An 18,890-nucleotide genomic window follows, 5' to 3' on the forward strand; every position below is an offset into this window, starting at 1 on the left:
ATCGGGGGGACGTCGCACCTTCGAAATTAATGACCAGCACCACGGTGCATGGTGATTTTGAATGTCTTCAATATGTCTTTCAAACCAATCAGGATTACCCCGGATGTGGCTTCCCCAAAAATGCTGTTTCTCGATTTGCCACGACGCTCAGCCATAACAATTTCGTGCCGAGCGTAATGCGTCACCGACCGCGTATCCTGTGCTTGGCGTGCTCGGTAGGCCGATCAACATCGACACCTTTTACCGCCCACACGGCCGCGGCCCGTGTCAATTGCCTTCAGCGTCTACCGCAATAGAGTCACATAAACATACGCCACCGAATTGTGCGGACGCACGATGCACATTCGGCGCACACGTTGTATGGTCATCGGGAATTGGTCATGCATAGGTCTCATCCTGAGCCGGCAGTCAGCGCGGCGCTGGAGCGGCACTGGCGTGCAGGCCCGCTGTCGAAATCCAAGGAGCTCCAGGTCATGCACACCCGCCGCGACATCCTTCAGCTGCTGGGCGCCAGTGCCGGCGCCGGCCTGCTCGCCGGTACCCTGCCCGCCCTTGCGGCCGCGCCCGCTGCCGGCGCGTCCAGCGCAACCGGCCGCTTTGTCAGCAAGCGTCCGCCCAAGGCGCAGCGCCGCTTTGTCAGCAAGGCAGTCGAGCAGCAAATCGCGCAGGTCACATCGCGCATCGCCGACCCCGAACTGGCCTGGCTGTTCGAGAACTGCTACCCGAACACGCTCGACACCACGGTGGAAACCGGCACCCGCAACGGCAAGCCGGACACCTTCGTCATCACCGGCGACATCCACGCGATGTGGCTACGCGATTCCTCCGCGCAGGTGCACCCGTACGTGCCGCTGGCCAAGCACGATCCGGCCTTGCGGCGCATGTTCCATGGCCTGATCCAGCGCCAGGCCGCATGCATCACGCTGGACCCGTATGCCAACGCGTTCCTGCCCGATAGCCAGACCCAACGCCTGAAGTGGTCGCTCAACGACATCACCGACATGAAGCCCGGCGTGGGCGAGCGCAAGTGGGAAATCGATTCGCTGTGCTACCCAATCCGCATCGCGCACGAATACTGGTGCGCCACCGGCGATGCCGCACCGTTCGACGACGACTGGCGCGCGGCGATGCATGTGGTGGTCAAGACCTTCCGCGAACAGCAGCGCAAGGACAACCGCGGCCCGTACGTGTTTCAGCGGCCTTCGCCACTGGCCACCGAAACCCTGGTGCTGGAAGGCTACGGCCAGCCGACCAAGCCCAACGGCATGATCCACTCGATGTTCCGCCCCTCCGACGACGCCTGCGTGTTTCCGTTGTTCGTGCCGGCCAACCTGTTTGCGGTGACCTCGCTGCGGCAGCTGGCCACGATGAGCACCGCCTTGCATCGCGACACCGCCTTTGCCGCCGAGTGCACCGCGTTGGCCGACGAAGTGGAAACCGCCACCCGCCAGTTTGGCCAGCAACGCGATGCCGACGAGCAGGCGTACTGGGCGTTCGAAGTGGACGGCTTCGGCAACCAGTTATTCATCGACGACGCCAACGCGCCCGGCCTGCTCAGCCTGGCCTACCTGGGCTGCTGCGATCGCGCCGACCCGGTGTTCCTGCGCACGCGCCAGCTGGCCTGGAGCGAGCGCAACCCGTATTTCTCGCGCGGCACCGCCGCCGAAGGCGTCGGCAGCCCGCACAGCGGCATGGGCACCATCTGGCCGATGTCGATCATTCAATACGCGCTGGTCAGCGACGACGACGCGCAACTGCGCCAATGCGTGCAGTGGTTGAAAACCACCCACGCCGGCACCGGCTTCATGCACGAAGCCTTCGACAAGGACAACCCGAGCACCTTCACCCGCGACTGGTTCGCCTGGGCCAACACCTTGTTCGGCGAACTGATCATCGACCTGCATCAGCGCAAACCCCAGCTGCTGCGCAGCCTCTGACCTTGCCTTTTCCCTGTGGGAGAAGGTGCCCGAAGGGCGGATGAGGGTACCCCGGCATCGCCCGCAACATTCCGAGACCACACACATGGCAACACGACGCGGTTTTCTCCATGGCGCCATCGCCGCAGCCCTGTTCGGCAGCGTCGGCCTGCCCGGCCTGGCCCGCGCGCGTGCCGGCAATTACGCGCTACCGGCCGATGCGCGCGCCCGCGCCGACCTCACCCGGCATGTGGATGTGTTCATCGGCACCGGCGGCCATGGCCACACCTTTCCCGGCGCCACGTTGCCGTTCGGCATGGTGCAGCTCAGCCCTGACACCTACAACGCCGTGTGGGATTCGTGCTCGGGATACCACGAGTCCGACGGCTCGATCATGGGCTTCTCGCACACGCATCTCTCAGGCACCGGCATCGGCGACATGCTGGATTTCCTGCTGGTGCCCGCCACCGGCGAGGTCAAACTGGTGCCCGGCCCGCTCGACAACCCAGACGCCGGCTACCGCTCGCGCTACGACCATGCCGATGAAGCCGCATCGCCGGGTTACTACCGCGTGCGCCTCAAGGACAGCGGCGTGCATGCCGAATTTACCGCCACCGCACGGGCCGGTCTGCACCGCTATCACTTCCCCAAGGGCAAACCCGCGCATGTGTTGCTGGACCTGTGCCACGGCATGCAGGACAAGCCCGGCATTCCCACCCGCGTGAGCGATGCGCAGCTACGCGTGGTCGACGAACGCACGCTCACCGGCGGACGCCGCGTGTACCAATGGGCCAAGGGCCGCTACATCTATTTCGCCATGCGCCTCTCGCGCCCCTTCAAGCACGTGCAGTTGTACAACGAGGACCAGGCACTGGCCGCCGGCACGCGCAGCATCGACGGCACCCACCTCAAGGCCGCGTTGCATTACCCCGACGCTGCCGACGCCCCGCTGCTGATCAAGGTCGGCATCTCGGCCGTCAGCGCCGACAATGCACTGGCCAACCTGGACGCCGAATTGCCGGACTTCGACTTCGCGCGCGTGCATGCGCAAGCCGTCGCCGCCTGGGAAAAGGAACTGGCCCGCGTGCGCATCGACAGCGATGACGACGCGCAACGGCGCATCTTCTACACCAGCCTGTATCACAGCCTGCTGGCGCCCACGCTGTTCTCCGACGTGGATGGCCGCTACCGCGGCATGGACCTGCAGATCCACACCGCGCCCACCGGTTATCACAACTACAGCACCTATTCGCTGTGGGACACCTACCGCGCATTGCATCCCTTGCTGACATTGGTGCAGCCCGAGCGCGTGCCGGACCTGGTGCAATGCCTGGTACGCGGCGCCAACGAATGCCCGGACGGCGTGGGCATCTGGCCGCTGCAAGGCGTGGAGACCGGCTGCATGATCGGCTATCACTCGGCCGTGGTGCTGGCCGAGGCGCAGGCCAAGGGCTTCACCGGTATCGACTACAAGGCCGCATGGCCGGCGTACCGCAAACGTGCAATGGACGACACCACCCACGGCCTGGACGAGTACCGCAAGCTCGGTTACATCCCCGCCGACAAAGTGGACGAGGCGGTCAGCCGCACGCTCGAATACGCCTACGATGACTGGGCCTGCGCACACCTGGCGCAGGCCGCCGGCGCCAGCGACGATGCACGCGCATTGCGCGAACGTTCGCGCAACTACCGCAACGTGTTCAATCGCGACAGCGGCTTCGTGCAGGCGCGGCTTGCCGACGGCAGCTGGGCCACGCCGTTCGACCCGCGCGGCATGGGCCACATCGCCAAATGGCGCGATTTCACCGAATCAAACGCCTGGCAAGCCACCTTCCTCAATCAGCACGATCTGTACGGGTACATGGATTTGTACGGTGGCCGCGACGGTTTCGTCGCCAAGCTGGACGAGCTGTTTTCCACCAGCTCCGAACTGCCCGCCGATGCACCCCCGGATATCGACGGCATGGTCGGACAGTACGCGCATGGCAACGAGCCCAGCCACCATGTGGCGTATCTGTTCGCCTACGCCGGCCAGCCATACAAGACCCAAACGATGGTGCGCCGATTGCTGCGCGAGCAGTATCACGACGCGCGTAACGGCCTGTCCGGCAATGAGGACTGCGGGCAGATGAGTGCGTGGTTCGTGCTCAGCGCGCTCGGTCTGTATGCGGTGGACCCGGTCAGCGGCAACTACATCGTGGGCAGCCCCTTGTTCAAACGCGCCACGCTGGATGTGGGCAACGGCCGCACGCTGCGCATCGTGGCGAAGGACAACAGCGCGCAGAACATCTATGTGCAATCACTGACCTTCAACGGCGAATCGCTCACCCGCGCCTGGCTCCGCCACACCGAGCTGGTTGCCGGTGGCACGCTGGAATTTGCGATGGGACCCAAGCCGAACCCGGCCTTCGGCGCAGACAAGAAGGATCTGCCACCGTCGTTCGCGTAATGCCAGTACGTCGCTTACGCGGGCGGCGCGTTCGGTTCTTGCTGCGCGAATGGGGAACGCCCTTCCCCGCTCGCGCAAACAGGGATGGCTTTTCATTCGCCAGTGGAAGTTGCTTTGCTCTTTTCCGCAAGCGGGGATTGCTCCTCCTCCCGCAAGCGGGAGAAGGTGCCCGAAGGGCGGATGAGGGCAGAACGCAAACACCGGCCCCTGCCATCCACCCGCACCACCGGCCCACCTACATCGAGACCTCCATGCTGCGTACCACTCTTGCTCCCCTGGCCCTGGCGCTCGCGCTGCCCGCCGCTGCCGCGACGCCCGAGCCCTGGCCCGCTTTCGGCACCCAGGGCACGCAATTCGTGCGCGACGGCAAGCCGTATCAATTGCTGTCCGGCGCCATCCATTTCCAACGCATTCCGCGCGCCTACTGGAAAGACCGCCTGCAAAAAGCGCGCGCCCTGGGCTTGAACACGGTGGAAACCTACGTGTTCTGGAACCTGGTGGAACCGCAGCAGGGCCAGTTCGATTTTTCCGGCAACAACGATGTGGCCGCGTTCGTGCAAGAGGCCGCCGCGCAGGGTTTGAACGTCATCCTGCGGCCCGGCCCTTACGCCTGCGCAGAGTGGGAAGCCGGCGGCTACCCGGCCTGGTTGTTCGGCAAGGGCAATATCCGCGTCCGTAGCCGCGACCCACGCTTTCTCGCCGCCAGCCAGGCGTATCTGGATGCGTTGGCCAAACAGGTGCAACCGCTGCTCAACCACAACGGCGGGCCGATCATCGCCGTGCAGGTCGAGAACGAATACGGCTCCTATGCCGACGACCACGCCTACATGGCCGACAACCGCGCCATGTACGTCAAGGCCGGCTTCGACAAGGCCTTGCTGTTCACCTCCGACGGCGCCGACATGCTCGCCAACGGCACCTTGCCCGATACCCTGGCGGTGGTGAACTTCGCACCCGGCGAGGCCAAGAGCGCATTCGACAAACTGATCAAGTTCCGCCCCGATCAACCGCGCATGGTCGGCGAATACTGGGCCGGGTGGTTCGACCATTGGGGCAAGCCGCATGCCGCCACCGATGCCAAGCAACAGGCCGAAGAGTTCGAGTGGATCCTGCGCCAGGGCCACTCGGCCAATCTCTACATGTTCATCGGCGGCACCAGTTTCGGCTTCATGAATGGCGCCAATTTCCAGAACAATCCCAGCGATCATTACGCGCCGCAGACCACCAGCTACGACTACGACGCCATCCTCGACGAAGCCGGCCACCCCACGCCCAAGTTCGCGTTGATGCGCGAGGCCATCGCCCGCGTGAGCGGCGTGCAACCGCCCGCATTGCCGGCGCCGATCGCGACCACCACGCTGCCAGCCACGCCGCTGCGCGAATCGGCCTCGCTCTGGGACAACCTGCCCGCACCGATCGCCATCGACACCCCGCAGCCGATGGAACAGTTCGGCCAGGATTACGGCTACATCCTCTACCGCACCACGATCACTGGCCCGCGCAAGGGCCCGCTGTATCTGGGCGATGTGCGCGATGCGGCGCGCGTGTACGTGGATCAACGACCGCTCGGCAGCGTCGAGCGGCGTTTGCAGCAGGTCTTCCTCGAGGTGGAGATTCCTGCAGGCCAGCACACCCTGGATGTGCTGGCCGAAAACAGCGGCCGCATCAATTACGGCACGCGTATGGCCGACGGCCGCGCCGGCCTGGTCGACCCGGTGCTACTGGACAACCAGCAGCTCACTGGCTGGCAAGCCTTCCCGCTGCCGATGCGCACGCCCGACAGCATCCGCGGATGGACCGGCAAGGCAGTGCCAGGCCCGGCGTTCCATCGCGGCACCCTGCGCATCGGCACGCCGGCCGACACCTATCTGGACATGCGCGCCTTCGGCAAGGGCTTTGCCTGGGCCAACGGCGTCAACCTGGGCCGCCACTGGAACATCGGCCCGCAGACCGCGCTGTATATTTCCCCGCGCCGTTCCAGCGCAAGGGTGACAACACGGTGGTGGTCTTCGACCTGGACGATGTCGCCGCCCCCAGCGTGCGCGGACTGACGCAGCAGGCGTGGCTCAAGCCCAAAGAGTGAGTCTTGCAAGGCGGCTGCTGCAGACGCTTGCTCGCTCGCCCAGCCGCCATCACGCCGTGGACGCAGGGGCTGAGGCAGCAGCCTGTTCGCGAATGCGGGCTGCCTGGATTTCGGTCGCCAACAGCGTGCCGCGCACATGGGTCGTGTGCTGACGGGCCTGTTTCATACAGAACCGGGCAAAACCTGCAGCGCCTTCTTGCGGCACGATCGCGTTCGAGGTCAGCACCCGGATCAGGCGCTGCTGCAGACCGGGCATCCTGGCGGCGGCCCGCGCCTGGCTTCGCGCATCTGGGCTTGCCAGCTCCTGCTCGGCCATCTCCAGTTCCTGCAACATCAGGCTGACGGTGCGCTGCTGGGTGTCGTCGCGCGTGCGCGCTTGGTGCAATTGGGCCAGCAGCTGTTCCGGCGCCCGATCGACCGTCGCAGCCGGAGCTTGGCCATGAGAATGCTGAGCATCGTGCATGCCGGGCTGCGGAAGGTCCGCCTGCGCGGCGAGTTTGGCATCGAGATACTTCTTCTGCAGCTCGAGGCAAGATTGCATGTAGGCGATCTGCGGCTTCACCGAGCCGGGCGTTTGCAGCCACTGCGCAAGCGCGGTTTCGGTCAGCACCGCGCTGTGCTTCGCATGGCTACGCATCGCCTTGCCGCGCGCCTCCTTCGGCTTACCGGTCAATACCGCGCGCCCATAGTTCGCTGCTGCGCGCAGGGCTGCATTGACGCGCCGACTCAGCGGCGCCGCAGGTGCCGTCCGACCCGCGCCCTTGCTCTGATCTGTCGAGCGCGGCTGGGTCGGATGCAATTTTTGCAGGTCGCCGGCACCGGTCTGTACAAACGCGTCCAACGCCCTTTCCTGCCCGTCGACGCAGGCGTAAAGCGCGCTCCGCAACTCGAAACCATGTTGGGGAACCGCGTTATCTGACGCTCTTGCGCTCGACCCTTCGGCACTCGAAGCGGCCAGTTCCGGCATGGCCGGTTGCCCATCACGTGCGCCAGAGACGCCTTGGCGATGCTGCTGCTCCAGGCGCGGATCAGCTTCTGCAACGATCGCGTCTTCATCGCTCTCTGCCGCTTCCTCCGCCACTGGCGTCAGTGCAACGTCCACCGCGGTTGGCTGCAAACGGTCGGCAAGGTTGGGCGCTTGCTGGGCTGCAGCACTCTCCGCCTCGCGTGCAGGCAACAGGTCCGCCACCGCCAGCAGCGCGCGATCCACGCCGGGCATGTCCTCGGTCTGGTACCTGCGATAGCGCTTCTGCTTGCCGTGCGCCAGCAGGAACTGATGGCTGCCGACCCCCATCGTGGCCGCACCGAGCAGACCTGCGCCGATGATCAGGCCGGTGCCCACCGGTGCGGCCACCGTGGCGCCGGCGAGGACGGCCGCACTGACGCCGACTTTGGTCAACGTACTGGCGGTGTAGGTGACACCACCCACAACAAATCCTTTGTTCCATTGATTGAAAAGATGCGCAAAGCGGTCGTACTTGCCCAACTTGGTGCTCACAAAGTGCTGGTAGTGCTGTGCGCCAGGACTGAGCTCGCTGGGTTCGAGGTCTTGCAGGAAGCGCTCGACCCGGCCCACATCCACGGCAACACGCGTCCTCTCCCGACGCGACTGGTGCAGGAAGGTGGCCCCCAATGCGGTGGCCGCCACGCTCGCCAACGGCGCTAGCACGAAGCTGCCGGCGATGCCCGCCGCAGAAGCAGCACCTGCGGCAGCGGCGCTGTGGCCCACCAAGCCCGCCGCATTTGCGCTCTTGCTGGCGATGGCCAGCCCGCCCTGGATGCCGAGTTCGCTCGCTGCCTTGGTGAAGATCACCCCGGCCGAGGCCATGGAGGTCGCAGCAATGGCACCGTCGCGCGCATTTCGCCGCTGCAGGTAGGCGTTGGTATCGATCGCCTCGCTCAGTGCATGCGCGTGCGCATTTGCAACCTCTGCAGGCGAAGCCGTGTCCAAGCCAGATTGCAGTGCCGCCTGCTCCGAGCGCAGGCGGCGTTCCCGCTGCCGCAAGTGCGTGCGCTGCTCTGCAACTTCACGGGTTTCCTTGTACGCGGCATAGATCGCAAGACTCGACAGCGGCAACATCGCACTGCTGATGCCCAGACTCATCACCAGATCGAATGCGCCTGCCGGCGCGCCTTCCTCGGCAAGAGCGTGCAGAATGCCGTCCTTCGCCGCATCCCCAACCGCTTGCGGATCCGCCGGATGCCCGACGTCGGCATGCGGCGCGTGCTGCCCCTCCGGCGTCGGCGCATGCGGGGCATCTGCAGGGTGCGGCTGTGCGGGATGCGCGGTTTGCGGTGGATGGTGGCCATCCGGTGCCGCTGCATGGTCGCCCGGTGGATGCGCTGAATCCCCAGCGTCCGCGGACTGCCCGGGTTCGCCGCGGCGCGGAATGTCGTTGATCAATTCGGCCGTGTCGTCCGCGGTTCCGTGCAAGGGGTCGGCCAGGTATTTGGCCACCACCAGGACGTCATAGGCCGACTCCGCTTCGGTAACTCGGGCGTTGGCATCTCCGTGGTGCGGTCGTCGCTCGCTCTCATCGCGGCGTGTGCGTTTGGGCAGTGACCGCGTCTGCAGCACTTCCAATCCGAGTGGCCAACCCTGTCGATCTTGCGGCGATTGCGCTGCGGGCGGCGTTTCAACGGCCGCAGAATCGCGTGTGGCAAGATGTTGTGCAGTGGATCGCTGGACACGCATGAGCAAACTCCAACCGGTGCGAAGCGGCGATGGTGCGCCTGTCCTCTCCATCCAGTCCTGCTGCAACGAACACGCGATTCCGTAAACGAACTCTCCGGCCCAACCACGCATCGCGCGATTTATCCCGGAGAAAGCCGGACGTTGGGTAGTTCCATGCCGTATTGGCAGGATGCAAGCCGCCGCATGGATGGCCTGGTGGAGCTGGCACTGCGCTACCAGGCGCCGGCACAACGATCCGGCTCTCGAGCCGCCGCGTTCTTGCAAGACGCCCCATGGCCTTGGGCCATCTTGCGCAATCGAAACTGACCGCCGGGGCGGATTTCTGTCGATGGCGCTTTAGACCTGGCCGCAGCCGCCGTTATCAGAACGTCCGGTGCCGCTGCGCCGCCCGCATACCGTCGAGGTATCGGACGGCACAGATTCCAGGCAATATCACCGGCTGACTCCGTTACGGATGCGCTTACTTGCGACGTAGACGGCTTGATTGCAGGTTCCAGGAGCGTTGCATGTCGTCGTCTACCGTTGCAAAAGAGTCCGTTCCCGCCGTTGCCGAGCACACCCAAAACGCCTTCGCCGAGCAGATCCACAGCAAGCCCATGGGCAGTGCCGAAGCCGCACACCTGATGACGTTCCTGTGCCAGACCGAATCGGCCAAGAAGCCGCAGACGCTGCTGCCGCCGCAAGTGCGCGACGACAACGCGGCCTGAGCGACGCGTTTGCACGAGCAAGCGTGGCGACAGCCGTGACGCTGTCGCCAGAGGCGGTTACTTCGCAGTGTCGAACGAATTGCGCACGGTGAGCAGACTGTTCAAATTGTCTGCGGCACCGCCTTGCGCAACTTTCTCGACATCGGCCGCGCAAGCGCCCGTATCGACACCGTAGGTCTGCATCACGCCCCGGTTTTCGCCCGCCTGCGCCAAGCTGTTTGGCTGCTGCTGTGCACGGACCGCACTCTGAAACAGGATGCCGCTCGAATGGGCCAGGCTCTGGTAAATCGAACCCATCGCAACCGCTGGCGCTTCGCCATCGACCTTGACGTTGGTCTGCGTGACGGCTTCGGTGATCTGCGAATCGAGGCTGGTGGGAAAAGCCATCAATGCACTCCTGAGTGAATGGATGCACCGCGGCTTGCGTTGTGCAGGCCACTCGGCGCTAAAAACTCCTCGCGACCGGGTGCCCGCATCGCCGCGCCGACAACCACCCCACCACCCACGGTGCCATCCCGATAGCGGCCGGCGCGCGCGCAACTCGACCCTCGCGTTGCCACGCCCAGCGCAGGTCGCAGCATCAGTGTGATCGTGCGCGCGGGTGCAATGCTGCTGGGCAATCCGCTGCAGTGAAGGCTGTACCGCGGCAATGCCGCACGATGACCGTATGCGCCATCGCGCCCAGGTCAGGCCAATTGCGCCAGCCAGTGGAAGCATGAGCAGAGCGGCCGCACCGCCGTGCGGCTGGCGGTGCCGTTCTTCCAAGCAGCCTCGGCGGACAGAGCACGTGGTATTTAAGAGATAATAAAGAGGTCTCTTTAAACTCCGCCCAGGACTGGACCACGATGTATCCGCCACGCCTGCTGAGCCGTCTTGTTGCGAGCCTTGCTGCAAGCCTGGGTGGGATCGTTGCGCAGGCGCAATCGCCCGCGTCGCCGTCCTCGCCGATCGTGCTCAGCGAGTTCATCGCCGACCCGGCTCCCACGCCGCAAGGACACGCCTCCACCTTGCTGGAAACGCGCGATGGTCATCTGCTGGCCGCCTGGTTCGGCGGCGAGCACGAAGGTGCGGCCGATGTCGGCATCTGGCTCGCTCAGCGCGGCCCGCAGCAATGGCAGACACCGCGCCGTCTTGCCGATGGCGCACATGCCGGCATCGATGGCACTGCAGTACCGGCATGGAATCCGGTGTTGTTCCAATCGGCCACCGGGCCGGTGCAGCTGTACTACAAGCTCGGACCCAATCCGCGCCAATGGTCGGGGCTGCGCCTGCTCTCCACTGACGACGGCGTGCACTGGTCGCCACCGCAGCGGTTGCCCGACGGCATTCTCGGGCCGATCAAGAACAAGCCGGTGCAATTACCGAACGGCCGCATCCTGGCGCCCAGCAGCAGCGAAGACCGCGGCTGGCGCGCACATCTGGAATGGAGCGACGACGACGGCGTGCATTGGCAACGCAGCATGCCGCTCAACGATGCCAAGACGATCGGCGCGATCCAGCCTAGCCTGCTGCTGTATCCGGATGGCCGTCTGCAGGCGTTGGGCCGCAGCCAGCAAAACAAACTTTTCAGCACGTTCTCACTCGATGGCGGCCTGCATTGGCAGCCCATGCACTTGCTGGACGTGGAAAATCCGAACTCCGGTACCGATGCAGTGATACTGCGCGACGGTCGTGCGTTACTGGTCTACAACCCCTCCATTGCCGGCAAGGACTGGTGGGACGGTCGCGGTACCCTGGCCGTTGCCCTCTCCAACGACGGCGTGCACTGGCAACGCGTGCTGACGCTGGAAGACAGCGCCCATGATGAATTTTCGTATCCGGCCGTGATCCAGACCCGCGATGGGCTGGTGCATGTCAGCTACACCTGGAAGCGCCGACGGATCAAGCATGTGGTGCTCGATCCCACGCGGTTCGGCGCATGCAGCCCCTGCCAGGCGCCCGCCCCCGCAACGCTGTCAGAGCGCTGTACAACGGCATGCGTCCACGCCGCCGCCCCTTCGTCATGATGACGACGGCTTCGCCCCTCGGGATTCGCCAATCGCGTTGCATGCCGATCATCGTCATTGAGCGAGAGCCAAGACGAGGAATGCGATGCGATGCGACGCGTCGATCAACCACGCCCGCCGGGCACACCTGTCGGACTGCGGGAGCAGACTGTGTCCAATGCAGATGCGCCCACGCGCAATGTCCCCCCCGCACACCCCGCGCCCGAGCGCCCTACCGGCATGCTCGGCGGCCTGACCAGATATGTGCCTGACGACCGTTCCGGACGTCCGCCAGCAACGCCCACCACTGCCGAGACCTCTCGCCAGCCAACCACATCCGCTCACCCTCTTCCTGACGGCGGACACGGCAGCGCCCCGCGAACGAACCAGGCGTCCGGACATCCTCCGCGGATGCCGCAATTGCGACAGCTCACCGACATAGAGCGCTCTCGCTTCCATTTTGTCACCACCGAGTCGCAACGCTTGCCGCCGGCGCCCCCCCGCGTGCCACCGACCGGGGGCGCTTCACCATCACGGCGCTCCACCGCGCTTCGCCCGTCCCCGGCGGAGTTGACGGAGCTCGCGGACACCGTGCAGCAGTATGCGGGCCTGGAAACACTGACGCTTGCGCACTATCCGCTTCGCTCGCTACCTGCATCCATCGCAAGCCTCAGCCGATTACGCGAGCTCTCCATCCTGGAGTGCCCGGAATTGATCGAACTTCCCGAACACCTGGCGAGCACCAACGCATCCGGCGAGCACGAGGGCTTGGTCAACCTGCAGAGCCTGCAGTTGGTCCAAACCGGCATCACGTCGCTTCCGGCTTCCATCACCAGCCTGCAAAATCTGAAAAGCCTACAGATACGCAACTGCCCGCTGTCCAAGCTTGCCGCGGCCATCCATCAACTGCCAAAGCTGGAGGAAATTGATTTGGAAGGCTGCACAGCGCTGCGCTTCTATCCGCCGATCAACGGCGGCAATGCGCCATTGAAGCGACTGAATCTGAAAGACTGCAGCAACCTGCTCACGCTGCCGCTGGACATTCACAACCTGACGCAGCTGGAAGAACTCGATTTGCAAGGCTGCAACAAGCTCTGCAGACTGCCCTCGTCGATCGCCGAATTACCTGCCAACTGCATCATCCGGGTGCCGGAGCATTTGCAAGCGGAACTCGACCCGCTTCGTACGGTTGCGCTTGAACTGAACAAGGTTGCGCTCGAACGCATCGAAGACACCGCATATGCATTGCTGAGTACTGTCATTGATGAGGAAAGAAATCCCTTTCTGGAAGGGGCTCCATCCTATCTTCCGGAAAAGCGCCCGCCAGACACCCCCACCACCTTCGGCCAGATTCCGGACTTGCAGAAAATGCTGGAAGAAAGCAGGGATCGGCATTTCCTGAAACGGGTGAGCGACATGGCAGGCCCATCGCCCAGAGTCGAAGACGGGAGCGAGGAAGGCCTCAGCCGCCACTACACGAACGTCAGCAACTGGAAGGCGCAGAAGAGCGCGCACCTGGGCATCGTCGATCATCTCGGGCAGTTCGTTTATCACCAGGGAAGCCCGATCGATGCAGCGACGCTGACCAAGGCGGTCCAGATGTGGAAGACCCGTGAGCTGATCGTCAACGCACACCCGCAAGACCGCGCGCGCTTTCCCGCTTTCACGCTGCACATTCCCGAGCAGGTCAGCGATGACTCTGAGGACGAACAGCAAACCAGCGCGGAACCCTCACCCCATCCGTAGATGGCAAACGCGACATGCGCAGCGACCAATCGTGCCGCGCCGTGATCGTCCTTGGGCAAGTCAAGCAGCGGCTCTCTGGCCGAACGCGCCGTTGCGCGCGTGTCACGCTTGCTGCAGCGCGTCCACCATCCGGCGTACCCGCGCGGCATCGGTCCGCTGGTAGTCTCCGCCCAGATCGCGGATATACGGGTGCGGCGACGGCACCTGGGCGGCGATCATGCCACGCGCCGATGCATGGAATTCGTGCGCGCCGGTGTGCTGCCGTATGGTGCGGATGTTGTGCTCGGAAAGCCCGGCACCGGGCATGATGCCGATGCGCCCGGCTGCCTGCCGCACCAATGCGGCGATGGTGTCGATTCCCTCCAGCGCACTCGCACGTGCACCCGAGGTGAGCACCCGCTCGCAACCCAGCGCGATCGCATCTTCCAGCGCACGCGACGGTTCGGCACTGACATCGATCGCACGATGAAACGTCACCCCCAACGGCCCTGCCGCCTGCATCAACACGCGCATCGTCGCCAGATCGACCTGCCCATGCCGGTCCAGCGCGCCAAGGACCACCCCATTGCATCCAAGCCGCACGCACTGCTCCACATCGCGCCGCATCACCTCCACTTCTGCAGCGTCGAACACGAAGTCGCCCACACGCGGGCGAACCAGCACATACAGCGGAATCCGCAAACGCTCGCGCACGACCGCCAACGTGCCGAGCGACGGGGTCAGCCCGCCGCCATCCAGTCCGCCGCATAGCTCCACGCGCATCGCACCGCCTGCTTGCGCAGCCAACGCCGAGGCCACCGAATCGGCAGCCACTTCCAACCCTAACGCGCTCATGCCGCTGGCTCGCTGGTGTAATGGCTCTCGCCAGGCACCAGCAGATCCTGCCGCTGCGCGTCGCATACCGCGTAACTGAAGCCTTTCTGGATCGCGAACGCACCCACTTCGCCGCGCTTGTTCATTGCCAGAAAGCCGACCTGCAATGTGCGCGTCAATTCCGGCTTGCGGCGTATCAGCCGCATCACCACCTCGCGGCAGGCGTCGGCCGGCGATTTGCCCTGCCGCATCATTTCCACCACCGCAAAACTGCCGACGTTCCGGATCACCTCCTCGCCCACACCAGTCGAGGTCGCACCGCCCACTTCGTTGTCCACGTACAGGCCCGCACCGATGATCGGGCTATCGCCCACGCGACCGTGCATTTTCCACGCCATGCCGCTGGTGGTGCATGCACCGGATAGATTGCCGTGCGTATCCAGCGCCAGCATGCCGATGGTGTCGTGATTGTCTTTGCCGCCCGGCAGTTTGGCATCGCGCCAGGCGCGATTTTCGACATTGGCTTCGGGCGAATACTTCGAGGTCTTCAACCACTCTTTCCAGGCCGCTTCCGAGCTTGGGGTCAACAGCCTGGTTTTCGGAAAACCCTGTTCGAAGGCGAATTGACGCGCACCATCGCCCACCAACATCACGTGCGGCGTTTTCTCCATCACCGCACGCGCCACCGAAATGGCGTGCACCACGTCTTCCAGCGATGCCACCGCGCCGCAGTTGCCCAGGTGATCCATGATGCAGGCGTCCAGCGTGACCCGGCCATCACGGTCCGGATAACCGCCCAGGCCGACCGTGGGATTGCTCGGGTCCGCTTCCGGCACACGCACACCGGCTTCCACCGCATCCAGCGCAATACCGCCGCTGCTGAGAATCTTCCAGGCTTCCTGATTGGCGGCGACGCCGAAATCCCAGGTGGAAATCACCCGCGCCGCACCACGCGGCAGCGCCGTCGGCCGTACACCTGGCGTGGCGCCTGCCCTAGCTTGCGCGCGGGCGCCCCAGCCGGCCAGCCCGGACGCAATCGCGCCCAGCGTGGCGCTCTTGAGGAAGTGACGACGTTGAAGCATGCGGATGACTCCATGACGGAAACGAGCGGCCGCGCAGTGCGGTACCAGCCTTCCATCATGCGACAGCGTGGCGTGCGGATAAACCTGCTTGCGGCGTTGTCGCATGCGGATCCGTGCACAACCGCTACGTGGCTGGGCCAATACTGGCTCGGCCGCTGCGCGTGCGATGCATGGATCTGGCTGGCGGCAAGCGACGGGCGATGCCATGCGCAGCGGCAGGGATGCTGCCTACTCAACCATCAACAGTGCCGGAGACGGCGCAAGACGATGTGCAGGCCAGTGGCGCGCTCGCGGCAGGCACGGATAACATCATGCCTACTCCGCAACCAACCAAGCGTGCACCAGCGCCTGCGGTGGCGTCGGCATGACCGGTGATGCCAGCACCGTCGCAAGATCGATCGCTGCGTATCGAACCCATCGCGGCTAACGCACCTGCGACCCCCGACATACCGATATCGCGCACCGCGTCGCTTGCCGCGCCTACAGCTGCACCTACACTAAAGACGGAAACCGCAGGTCGGCAAGCCGCAGCCTGGTGCATCTCGGAAAACCTGGTCGCTACCATCGGCCGGCGGCACTGCTACACAGCAGGCACAGCCGCAACGCGATACAGGCACGCGCGACCAGACACACCGCACGACGTTGCTGAAACTTTCCGCATCACCAGGCGATTGGCTTGCGGACCATGCTGCTTCCGGGAGCGCGCAGACATCGATAACGATCCGCATCATGGCGGCCACGCCGAAGACGGCGGCCGTGCAGACCCGGGCGGCGCAGTTGCGCAATCAACTCAAACGACGTGGGCTGGCCAACGCAGATCGAGCCTGTACAAGACAGCAATCCAGCCGCCGATGAACTACGGATCGAGCTCTCGGGCGCTGCGTCCTAAACCGGCTGATCATCCACCGTGACTTCGCCGGGCGTGTCGTCGTCGCGCAACCTGCTGGTGAGCACGTGATCGCGCCAGTGGCCATTCAACTGCAGATAGCGCCGCGCATAGCCCTCGATCTGAAAGCCCAGCCGCTGCAGCACGCGCGCACTGCGCAGATTCTCCGGAACGTATTGCGCCATCACCCGGTGCAGGCCGAGCTGGCCGAAGGCAAAGGCAATCCCTTGTGTGGCTGCCCACTGGATCAAGCCGCGTCCCTGCTGCGCCGCGTCCAGGCCATAGCCCATGTGGCACGCCTGGAACGCACCGCGCTGGATCTGGGTGAACCCGGTGGTGCCGATCACTTGCTCGCCCTGCAACAAGACCAGTTGCAGCTCACGCTCGCCAGGCATCGCGCCGCGGTATGCAATGCACAGGCGGCGCCAACCCTCGGCGGTGTAGAACGCGGGCGGGCGCAGCGGCATCGCATCGGCCAGATGGGCACGGTTACGCGTGTGGTAGTCGGCCATTGCAGCCGGATCGACCACGGCCAGATCGCACAGCACCACGCCGTCGGCGCGGCGGATCGGCGCAAAGAGCGGAAGACTCATGGCTGCCACGCCTCTACCGCGCGCGTCGTCTCGATGCCAGTTGCTTCCGGCTGATGCAGACCGATCATGCTCCGAAAGCAGAAAGCCGTCTCCGGCGTCATCCAGTGCATAAGATGGAACACCCGACTGTCAGCCACGCCCTCACTGCACATCACTCAGTGCACGGCAGCCTCCGCTGCACGGTGCCACCGCACCCGCCTGACGGCGAACACAGCAGGCGCGCCGCCCGTTCTCAGGCGGCAGCAACCGCAAGCGCCTGGCCAACCTGCGCTTCGATGGCGTCCAGGTTCGGCAACAGCGCGCTTTGCTCGCCCAGCAGCACGCGCATGTGCACGCCGTCGGGCAGCGCGTCTTCCGAGGCATCGGCCAGCAGGCCATCGCGCGGCACCGAAATCAGCTGCGGGAACGAGGCAGTCAGCAGCGCGAAATACGGCAACGCCGGGTTGCCGCCCAACGCCTTCAACACGATGACCTTGTTGTTGACTGCGGTGGGCTCATCGCCCATGCCGCTGAGGCGCGCGAACGACAGCAGCGGCACCTTCCAGCCGTACCAGTCGATGCGTCCGACTACCCAGCGCGGCATGTCGGGCAGCGGCTCGACCGCCACGCGCGACATCACCTCGGCCACCGTGGCGTTCGGCAGCAGCACGCGCTCGCTACCGGCCTGGATCAGGACGCCGCGGATTTCGTCGTTATTGGCGTAGCTCATCGCATGATTCCGATTCGAAAGGGAACGCCCGGCTTATGCCGGCCAACGCTGTGCCAGCGCCTGCGCCAACTGCGCAGGGTCGCCGGTCAGAATGCCTTGCCGCGCCAGACGCGCCGCGGCGGCGGGATCGTAACAGCCGTCGGTGGATTGCCCGGCCAGCCAGCCGCCTTGCTCGGCCAATGCCAGCGACGCCTCCACCAGCGCCTCGTTGGCACCGCTGAGCATCAGTACCGCGCTGTCGGCCGGCGGCAGCGCCGCGATCAGCCCGGCCGGATCGGCCGGTGCCACGAACGCCAGCGCGCCGGCGTGTTGTTGCACGCCGACCTCGTCGGAGAGCACGTACACCTTGCCCGGTGCGACCACCTGCCCCGCTTCACCCAGTGCGACCGGCAACGCAGACACGCGCCCCATCTGCCGCACCAGGTTGCCGTACTGGCCGCCGTCCAGGGTCATGCGCACCAGCACCGCGCGCGGGAATTCCGGCGGCAATGCGGCCAGCAACCGGCGGATCGCATCCGGCCCACCGATGCCAGCAAGGACCAGCACAGCGCCGGTGACGCTGCCGCCATGCTCAAGATCCACCAGCGACAAGCCGCCGGTGGACAGGGCCGCCACATCGGGTTCGGCGCGCGGGCGCACCACCACGGCCACCTCGTCCACCAGGCCCCAGGTGCTGGAATCGCCCAGCGTCAGGCCCGGCTTTTCCACAGCGGCCGGTACCGCCTCCTGCATGGAGGCATGCGCGAACAAGGCATCGCCGGGCACGCTGTCGAATGCATGCGCGGCCGCTTCCAGGTGTTGATCCAGTTGCAGGTCCGAGTGCTGCCGCGGTGCCAGCGCCAGGCCGGGCTCGGGCTGCAGCGAGGGCTCGCTTTCGGTGCCCGGCGGCAGCACGTCGGCATGACCGTGCAGTTTGGCGGCCAGATGGCGCACCCAACGCTGCGCTTCCCAGCCTTCGCGACGCACCGTCAGTTCGGCCTCGTCGAAGATCACGGTGACGCCAGGCATGTTGAAGGCCGGCTCCAGCGCTTCGAGCGCGTCTTCGATCGACGGTTCGAGTGCAACCAGCACCGCCACCGGCTCGGCGTCGCGCAGCATCTGCACGTCGACCGCCGCTGGCTCGTCTTCCAGCACCACCTGCGCCCCGGCCAGGCCAAGCGCTTCGCGCAGGCGCTCGCGCGCCTGACCGGGACAACCCAGCAAAGCAACCGGAGTTCCCATTACGC

General features: G+C 65.2%; 11 protein-coding genes and 3 pseudogenes. 7 read left to right on the forward strand and 7 right to left on the reverse strand.

Annotated elements, in window-relative coordinates:
- The first annotated feature begins 473 nt into the window (after positions 1-473).
- The 3 genes and pseudogenes from XAXN_RS03850 to XAXN_RS03860 all read left to right on the forward strand — a co-directional run bounded on the left by XAXN_RS03850 (position 474) and on the right by XAXN_RS03860 (position 6,448).
- Positions 474-1,937 carry a glycoside hydrolase family 125 protein gene (locus XAXN_RS03850; RefSeq protein ID WP_054318568.1) on the forward strand — a complete coding sequence of 488 codons (1,464 nt, stop codon included), beginning with the start codon at positions 474-476 and terminating at the stop codon, positions 1,935-1,937.
- A gap of 85 nt (positions 1,938-2,022) precedes the next feature.
- On the forward strand, positions 2,023-4,365 hold the full coding sequence (locus XAXN_RS03855) for a GH92 family glycosyl hydrolase (protein ID WP_054318569.1): 2,343 nt from the start codon (positions 2,023-2,025) through the stop codon (positions 4,363-4,365).
- Positions 4,366-4,616: 251 nt separating this feature from the next.
- Positions 4,617-6,448: pseudogene (locus XAXN_RS03860) on the forward strand (glycoside hydrolase family 35 protein).
- A gap of 49 nt (positions 6,449-6,497) precedes the next feature.
- Here the strand turns inward: XAXN_RS03860 and xopK are convergent.
- On the reverse strand, positions 6,498-9,143 hold the full coding sequence (xopK, locus tag XAXN_RS03865; protein ID WP_277422461.1) for a type III secretion system effector XopK: 2,646 nt from the start codon (positions 9,141-9,143) through the stop codon (positions 6,498-6,500).
- A gap of 506 nt (positions 9,144-9,649) precedes the next feature.
- Here xopK and XAXN_RS03875 point away from each other — a divergent pair.
- Entirely contained in the window at positions 9,650-9,850 is a 201-nt protein-coding gene (locus tag XAXN_RS03875; protein ID WP_054318572.1) for a hypothetical protein, read from the forward strand.
- A gap of 57 nt (positions 9,851-9,907) precedes the next feature.
- Here XAXN_RS03875 and XAXN_RS03880 read toward each other — a convergent pair whose 3' ends face one another.
- Positions 9,908-10,237: a RebB family R body protein gene (locus XAXN_RS03880; RefSeq protein ID WP_054318573.1), complete on the reverse strand. Its 330-nt coding sequence runs from the start codon at positions 10,235-10,237 to the stop codon at positions 9,908-9,910.
- A 458-nt stretch (positions 10,238-10,695) separates the two neighbouring features.
- Between XAXN_RS03880 and XAXN_RS03885 the strand changes: the two genes are divergently transcribed.
- Positions 10,696-11,856 (forward strand): sialidase family protein, encoded by a 1,161-nt coding sequence (locus XAXN_RS03885; RefSeq protein ID WP_054318574.1) that lies wholly within the window; start codon positions 10,696-10,698, stop codon positions 11,854-11,856.
- Positions 11,857-11,946: 90 nt separating this feature from the next.
- Positions 11,947-13,581: a hypothetical protein gene (locus XAXN_RS03890; protein WP_134980106.1), complete on the forward strand. Its 1,635-nt coding sequence runs from the start codon at positions 11,947-11,949 to the stop codon at positions 13,579-13,581.
- Positions 13,582-13,683: 102 nt separating this feature from the next.
- On the opposite strand, the gene XAXN_RS03895 is transcribed toward XAXN_RS03890, so the two are convergent.
- A complete protein-coding gene (locus tag XAXN_RS03895) occupies positions 13,684-14,415 on the reverse strand; it encodes a copper homeostasis protein CutC (protein ID WP_054318576.1) in 732 nt (243 codons plus the stop codon).
- On the reverse strand, positions 14,412-15,476 hold the full coding sequence (locus XAXN_RS03900) for a glycosylasparaginase (RefSeq protein ID WP_054318577.1): 1,065 nt from the start codon (positions 15,474-15,476) through the stop codon (positions 14,412-14,414). Before XAXN_RS03900 ends, XAXN_RS03895 begins: the two co-directional genes overlap by 4 nt.
- Before the next feature lie 671 nt (positions 15,477-16,147).
- Between XAXN_RS03900 and XAXN_RS03905 the strand changes: the two are divergent.
- Positions 16,148-16,332: pseudogene (locus tag XAXN_RS03905) on the forward strand (hypothetical protein); the annotation flags it as partial.
- On the opposite strand, the pseudogene XAXN_RS03910 reads toward XAXN_RS03905, so the two are convergent.
- The 3 genes and pseudogenes from XAXN_RS03910 to XAXN_RS03920 all read right to left on the reverse strand — a co-directional run bounded on the left by XAXN_RS03910 (position 16,333) and on the right by XAXN_RS03920 (position 18,885).
- Positions 16,333-16,955, reverse strand: a pseudogene (locus XAXN_RS03910) (GNAT family N-acetyltransferase).
- A 232-nt stretch (positions 16,956-17,187) separates the two neighbouring features.
- Positions 17,188-17,664: a chemotaxis protein CheW gene (locus XAXN_RS03915; protein ID WP_008575177.1), complete on the reverse strand. Its 477-nt coding sequence runs from the start codon at positions 17,662-17,664 to the stop codon at positions 17,188-17,190.
- Between the two features lie 33 nt (positions 17,665-17,697).
- A complete protein-coding gene (locus XAXN_RS03920) occupies positions 17,698-18,885 on the reverse strand; it encodes a chemotaxis protein CheB (RefSeq protein ID WP_054318579.1) in 1,188 nt (395 codons plus the stop codon).
- Positions 18,886-18,890: the final 5 nt, after the last annotated feature.

The organism is Xanthomonas axonopodis, assembly GCF_001304695.1.
Taxonomy (GTDB): Bacteria; Pseudomonadota; Gammaproteobacteria; order Xanthomonadales; family Xanthomonadaceae; genus Xanthomonas; species Xanthomonas axonopodis.